The sequence below is a fragment of the Clostridium folliculivorans genome, from assembly GCF_024341905.1.
In the GTDB taxonomy this organism is placed as follows: Bacteria; Bacillota; Clostridia; order Clostridiales; family Clostridiaceae; genus Clostridium_AR; species Clostridium_AR folliculivorans.
Window position 1 is genome coordinate 95,696 of record NZ_BQXY01000013.1, and the last position, 6,358, is coordinate 102,053.

At 30.8% G+C, this 6,358-nt stretch carries 4 protein-coding genes and 1 tRNA gene; 4 read left to right on the forward strand and 1 reads right to left on the reverse strand.

Translation table 11 applies throughout. The annotated features are described in order from the left end of the window. The first annotated feature begins 8 nt into the window (after nt 1-8). From OCU55_RS22190 to OCU55_RS22200, 3 genes are all read left to right on the forward strand, one after another. Nucleotides 9-2,894: a VWA domain-containing protein gene (locus tag OCU55_RS22190; RefSeq protein ID WP_261854473.1), complete on the forward strand. Its 2,886-nt coding sequence runs from the start codon at nt 9-11 to the stop codon at nt 2,892-2,894. Between the two features lie 197 nt (nt 2,895-3,091). Beyond that, nucleotides 3,092-3,167, forward strand: a tRNA-Phe gene (locus tag OCU55_RS22195). Between the two features lie 226 nt (nt 3,168-3,393). Beyond that, nucleotides 3,394-3,621 (forward strand): hypothetical protein, encoded by a 228-nt coding sequence (locus tag OCU55_RS22200; RefSeq protein WP_261854474.1) that lies wholly within the window; start codon nt 3,394-3,396, stop codon nt 3,619-3,621. 189 nt (nt 3,622-3,810) lie between these two features. Here the strand turns inward: OCU55_RS22200 and OCU55_RS22205 are convergent, their stop codons facing one another. Beyond that, nucleotides 3,811-4,488 (reverse strand): uracil-DNA glycosylase, encoded by a 678-nt coding sequence (locus OCU55_RS22205; RefSeq protein ID WP_261854475.1) that lies wholly within the window; start codon nt 4,486-4,488, stop codon nt 3,811-3,813. A 306-nt stretch (nt 4,489-4,794) separates the two neighbouring features. Between OCU55_RS22205 and OCU55_RS22210 the strand changes: the two genes are divergently transcribed. After that, nucleotides 4,795-5,748, forward strand: a complete 954-nt coding sequence (locus OCU55_RS22210; RefSeq protein ID WP_261854476.1) for an L-lactate dehydrogenase — start codon at nt 4,795-4,797, stop codon at nt 5,746-5,748. Nucleotides 5,749-6,358 lie beyond the last annotated feature (610 nt).

The following is a 6,358-nucleotide window of genomic DNA, read 5'->3' on the forward strand; positions in this document are numbered from 1 at the left end:
GGACAGTTATGGGATTTAGTTTTATAAGACCATATCTTCTGCTATTTATTCCAATTCTAATAGGAATCATAATATTTTTATCAAAGTATGCAGTTAGAATAAATAAATCAAAAAGAAAATGGGCTGTGATTTTAAGAAGTGTTGTTATTATATTAATAATGTTATCTATATGTGGTACTAGCTTTTACTGGAAGTTAAATAATAATACAACTATATTTTTGATTGATAACTCTGATTCAGTGAATACAGATAAGGATGCTTTTGAAACATTTGTGAAAGATGCTATAAAAGAAAAATCATCTAAGGATCAGATTGGAGTACTTTCCTTTGGAGGAAATACTCAAGTAGAAAGTTTTATATCTAAGGAATCGACTTTTTCAAGGATTGATGGCAATGTGGATAAAAATTATACTGATATAGAAAGTGCTTTAGCATCAGCAATTGCTCTATTTCCAAGTAATTCGAATAAAAGAATCGTATTACTTTCAGATGGAGATGAAAATCAAGGTGATTTAAACAAAATAATGCCATCGATAAAGCAGCAGGGAATAGAACTTGAGTATTATAAAAAAGAAAAAGCTAAGTCACAAGAAATAGCTGTTCAAAGTATTTCTGTTCCTGAGAAACTAGTATTAGATGAGGAATTTAATTTATCAGTTACTATACAAAGCACCACAGATACTAATGCAAAATTGTCGTTATTCAATGGCAGAGAAAAGGTTGGAGAACAAAGTGTTCATTTAACTAAGGGGATAAATAAATATGTCTTTAGGGATAAGGCAACTAGTGGGGGATTTAAGGGATATAAGGTAACGGTAGAAGCAGATAAGGATACGGAGCTAAAAAATAATGAAGCATCAGCGTTTACTATGATTACTTCAAAACCTAAGATTCTTATAATAGAGGGTGGCGAAAATGAAGCCGGTGAACTTACTAAGATGCTTACGGCATCCTCTCTAGATTTCACTGTAGTAAATGCAAAGTCAGCGCCAAGAAGTCTGCAGGAGATGACAACGTATAAGAGCATAATAACCTGCAATGTATCAGCTGACGATCTTAATGAAGGATTTATGAATTCCTTAGAAAGTTATGTAAAAGACTTCGGTGGAGGTTTCATAGCTACTGGTGGAGATAACTCCTTTGCCTTAGGAGGATATTCTAAGACATCTCTTGAAAAGGTATTGCCAGTCTATATGGACATGAGAGGAAAAAAAGAAATTCCTAAAATGGCTATGATGCTTATAATTGATAAATCAGGAAGCATGACAGAAGGAATGGCTGGAGTAAGCAAGGTTGATATGGCAAAAGAGGCTGCTATTAGAAGTCTTGATTCCTTAAGAACAGGAAAAGATGAAATTGGAGTTCTTACCTTCGATGGCGAATATAGTTGGGCGGTAAAAAGAGGAGTTATAAATGAGCCTAAAAAGATAGAGGATGATATAGGAAGTATACGTGCTGGAGGGGGGACTAGCATACTACCAGCACTTGAAGCAGGTTATAAATCCCTAAAAGAAAGCGATGCAAAAATAAAACATATAATTCTTTTGACAGACGGTCAAGCAGAAAGAACAGGATATGATAATTTATTAAAGGATATAAATAAGGATAATATTACTGTTTCAACAGTAGCAGTGGGAAGAGATGCAGATAAGAACCTTCTCAAAGGTATTGCAGACTTTTGTGGAGGTAGGTCCTATGTTACTGATGAGTATACTAATATACCTAGAATCTTTTCAAAAGAAACCTTTATGGCTGCAAGAATGTACCTGAATAATAGAGAGTTTACACCTAAAATAAGCACTGAACACAGTATAATAAGTGGAGTAGCTGATGGCGGACTACCATCACTTTTAGGGTATATAGGTTCATCACAAAAAGAAACTGCAAGAATAATATTAAAGAGTGATGAGGATGATCCAATCTTGACAGTTTGGCAGTACGGACTTGGAAAAGCTGTAGCTTGGAATTCTGATATATCAGGCAAATGGAGTGCTAACTATATAGGATGGGGAAAAAACTTAAAGTTATGGCAGAACATAATTAATTTTTCTATAGAGAATTATAATGATGAAGATGTATCAATGGAAGTAAGCAATGATGGAAATGGAGCAAAGGTTGTATTAAAGGATAAAAAAAATCAAGGTGAAGTTGATACCACTGCAACTATTGTTACTCCTCAAGGTGAAAGTAAGGATATAAAGCTATATCCTACGGCACCAGGAGAATATACCGGCAATTTTCAGACAAAAGAAGATGGGGTATATATGGTAAGTGGAAAGCAAAGTAAAGGTGGAGAAACATTAAGCTCGATAAACTCAGGCTATGCTAGGCAGTATTCTCCAGAATATAAGATAAGAGAAGAGGGAAATAAAACTGATAAAATCATTACTGAAAATGGTGGGAAGATAATAAAAACCTCTGAAGAAGTTTTTAGTACTGAAATTATAAAGAAGAAAGGTCAGAGAGACTTAAGTCCACTTTTGCTAGCAATAGCATTAATAATTTTGATGTTTGATATTGCTTTAAGAAGATTGAATTTGAATTTATCTAAAATTAAGTTATTTATAGATAAATTATTTAAAGATTTAACTTCAAATAGGTTTAAGCTTAAGAAAACAAACAGGTTAAAAACCGTAGGTTCAGTTAATGGTAGTGGTAAAAGTAGTAATTTAAAGGATATGGGTTTAAATAAAGATGCTAATAAGAATAGTAGGAGTAATGTTAATGAAGCAAGTAAAGATAAAACTTATAATAATGAATTCATTGACTTAAGTCCTCCAAAAGCTGCTGAGGTTAAGAAAGAGATAGAAGATAATAAAGAGAAGATGGAAGAGAATAATCCTTCAACTTTAAACACCTCACAACTATTAAAGAATAAGAGATTTAAAAAATAGGCTGTGTACAGCTATATAACAAGTGAAACATTTGCTATGATAAAAGTAATAAACTAGCTACCATAGAGCACTTCTATGGTAGCTAGTTTGTTATATAGATCGTCATTTATTAAGTTAATTTATATTTATTTTTTCTATATTTTTTATATTATTGACAAAATATGAGCAAGTGTGTATAATTCATAATTGTAAGTTATGGCTCGATAGCTCAGTCGGTAGAGCAGAGGACTGAAAATCCTCGTGTCGCTGGTTCGATTCCTGCTCGAGCCACCAAACCTTTAATAACCTTAGTTATTAAAGGTTTTTTTGTTATCTATGAAATATAACATTATTTAGAGAACACTGCAAAGAGTTAATTATCGATAAACACATTATTTTAACTAAATCTTAATAATACTTTAAGTTTTTTGAAAGAAATTCTTAATAAATTGGAAGTATAATTAGAAGTAAGATATAAAACTTTTCATTATAACCTATAATTTATTAAGGAGTTGCTAGTATGCTAGATAAACTAAGTTTAACTGATAAAGAAAATGATATGCTTGCAAAAGGTATAGCTATTGGTGCAGGTGTTGGTATAGTAGGGGGCGCACTACTAAATTATGTAACTCTAGGATTTGCAGCCGGAGGTGTTATAGGAATATTAGGTTCCTTAACTTACTCATTTTACTTACGAGTGAGAAAAAGAGCTTTCATAGAAGGTAAACAGACATCTATCAAAAGATAACTGTCGTGTGTGCATATTTAATAGTTAAATAATGAACTCTATAAGATAAAGACGTGGGATGTTATGGAAAGAAAATAAATAATATATTAGAAATATATTATATGAGAATAAACTTAGTTTTAAGTAAAGAAGGCCTGAATTATTTTAAATAATTCAGGCCTTTTATTTTTAGCAATTTTTCTATGTAATTTATATGTTCTCTATCTGCCAATTGATAGGAGCCTTACCTATGGACTCAAGAAATTTATTTGTCTTAGAAAAAGGTTTGCTGCCAAAGAAACCTCTTGAAGCAGATAATGGACTTGGATGTACTGACTTGATTATGTGATGCCAACCATTAGTTATTAGCTTTTCCTTTGATATGGCATTGTTTCCCCAAAGTATAAAAACTATCGGATCCTTCCTTTCATTTAACAAAGATATTATTTTATCAGTAAAAGTCTCCCAGCCTATACTCTTATGAGAGTTTGCTTCACTAGCTACTACAGTAAGAGATGTGTTTAAAAGTAAAACTCCTTGGTCAGCCCATTTCTTCAAATATCCATTATTAGGGATGTAGCAGCCTAGATCATCTTTTAATTCCTTGTACATATTTAAAAGAGATGGAGGAATTTTAATTCCTGGCTTAACAGAAAAACTTAATCCATGAGCTTGATTAGGGCCATGATAAGGGTCTTGGCCAAGTATAACTACCTTAACATCACTATAAGAAGTATAGTGTAGGGCATTAAAGATATCATATTTATCTGGAAATATAGTTTTTTTCTCGTACTCTGAGACTAAGAACTTTCTCAGCTTAAGGTAATATTCTTTTTCAAATTCATCTTTTAATAAGCTATTCCATTCATTATTAAAGTTAACAGACATATGCTTCACCTCATTTATAAAATAAAATTCTAGAAAGTACAGTTTGAATAAAATTGCTTTATTTATATATGTAGTATAAAAACATACTTATATTATTTATTATATCAAATTTTCATAAAATAAATTAAAGTAATACATTACATGCAAGTTAGTAGAAATATTAATAAAAAATATGATAGAATTTATAATTACTGATAATAATCTCATATTATATTATCTATTGGTAAAAATAGAATAGTTGAAGTGTATTTTATAATAAATATATAATTTAATATGATACATAAATATTGTTAAGGGGGCTTTAAAATGGCAATTAAACCAAGGAAAGTAGCTATTGTTGGAACAGGTCTTGTAGGTTCAAGCTGTGCATTTAGTTTAGTAAACCAAGGTGTATGCGAAGAAGTACTAATGATAGACCTAAATGAAGAAAAAGCATTAGGTGAAGCGATGGATTTAACTCATGCAGTTGAATATCTTCCTAAAAGAACAAAAATATATCAAGGAGGATATGATCAATGTGGGGATGCAGATGTAGTAATAATAACAGCAGGGGCACCACCTAAGATAGGACAAAGTAGAATAGATACTTTAGATATTAGTGCTAAGATATGTAATAGTATTGTTGAACCCATAATGAAATCTGGATTTGATGGTTTTTTTATAATAGTATCTAATCCTGTAGATATTATAACTTATCATGTTTGGAAGATATCAGGATTACCAAGAAATAAAGTCATGGGAACAGGTACTTCTGTAGATAGTGCTAGACTTAAGACAATGATTTCAGAGTACTTGGATGTAGATCCAAGATCAGTACAAGGATATGCTATGGGAGAGCATGGTGATGCTCAAATGATACCATGGTCACATGTTTATGTTGGTGGTAAACCATTCCTAAAAATAATGGAGGAAAACCCTGATACTTATGGTAAGTTGAATCTTGATGAAATTGAATATAGAGTTTCTCAAGAAGGCTGGGCAGTTTTTAATAGAAAAGGTGGAAGCACTTATTATGGTATATCTTCTGCTGCTGTAGGGATAATAAAGTCAATATTATTTGATGAACACAGCATAATACCTGTATCGGCAATATTAGATGGTGAATATGGGGAATATAATGTTGCATCTGGAGTACCAGCTATTATTAATGCTGAAGGTGTAAAAGATATACTAGAGATAAATATGACAGAGCAAGAAAAGTCGAAATTTAAAAAAGCTAATGAATCTTTAAGAGGATATATTGCAAGACTAGGACATTAGAATATATTAGTGTTATTTAAGAACCTTATGAATTAATTAATTATATTAATAACTTCATAAGGTTTTGTTTTTTGTTCCAATATTCTTAATCAAATATATGTTAAGTTATGCTATCAGACTAAAATTCCTTATAATATAATCTGTGTTTTTTTAAAGTTTTAACTAATTTATTGATTTAAATGAATATAATACTTTCATATAATGCATAATAAACAAGGATAAGTTGATTTTTGATACATAAACATTACCAAGTGTATCAATATAAGAAAATTAGAGGATTATTAAGGAAAAGTTAAGTAGGCATGGTTAAAGTTTGTTTACCTAATGATTAGGAAAGTTATTAAGTATATGGGCATGATATTATAAAACACGTCGCTGAAACACACAGCAAAGAACACGAAAGTTAAAACTTATGAATACAAAAAAGTTTTAGAAAAGTGTTGACAATAACATCTTAAAAATGTTAAGATGTAAAAGTCGCTGATGAGCGGTAACAGTAACTTGGTCTTTGAAAATTAAACAGAGAAGATAAACAAAGTCTAAAATTAGACTTAAACTAAACCAGCAATTCTTTTGAAAAAAGACTTACTAAGTAAGTAAGCTATGATTA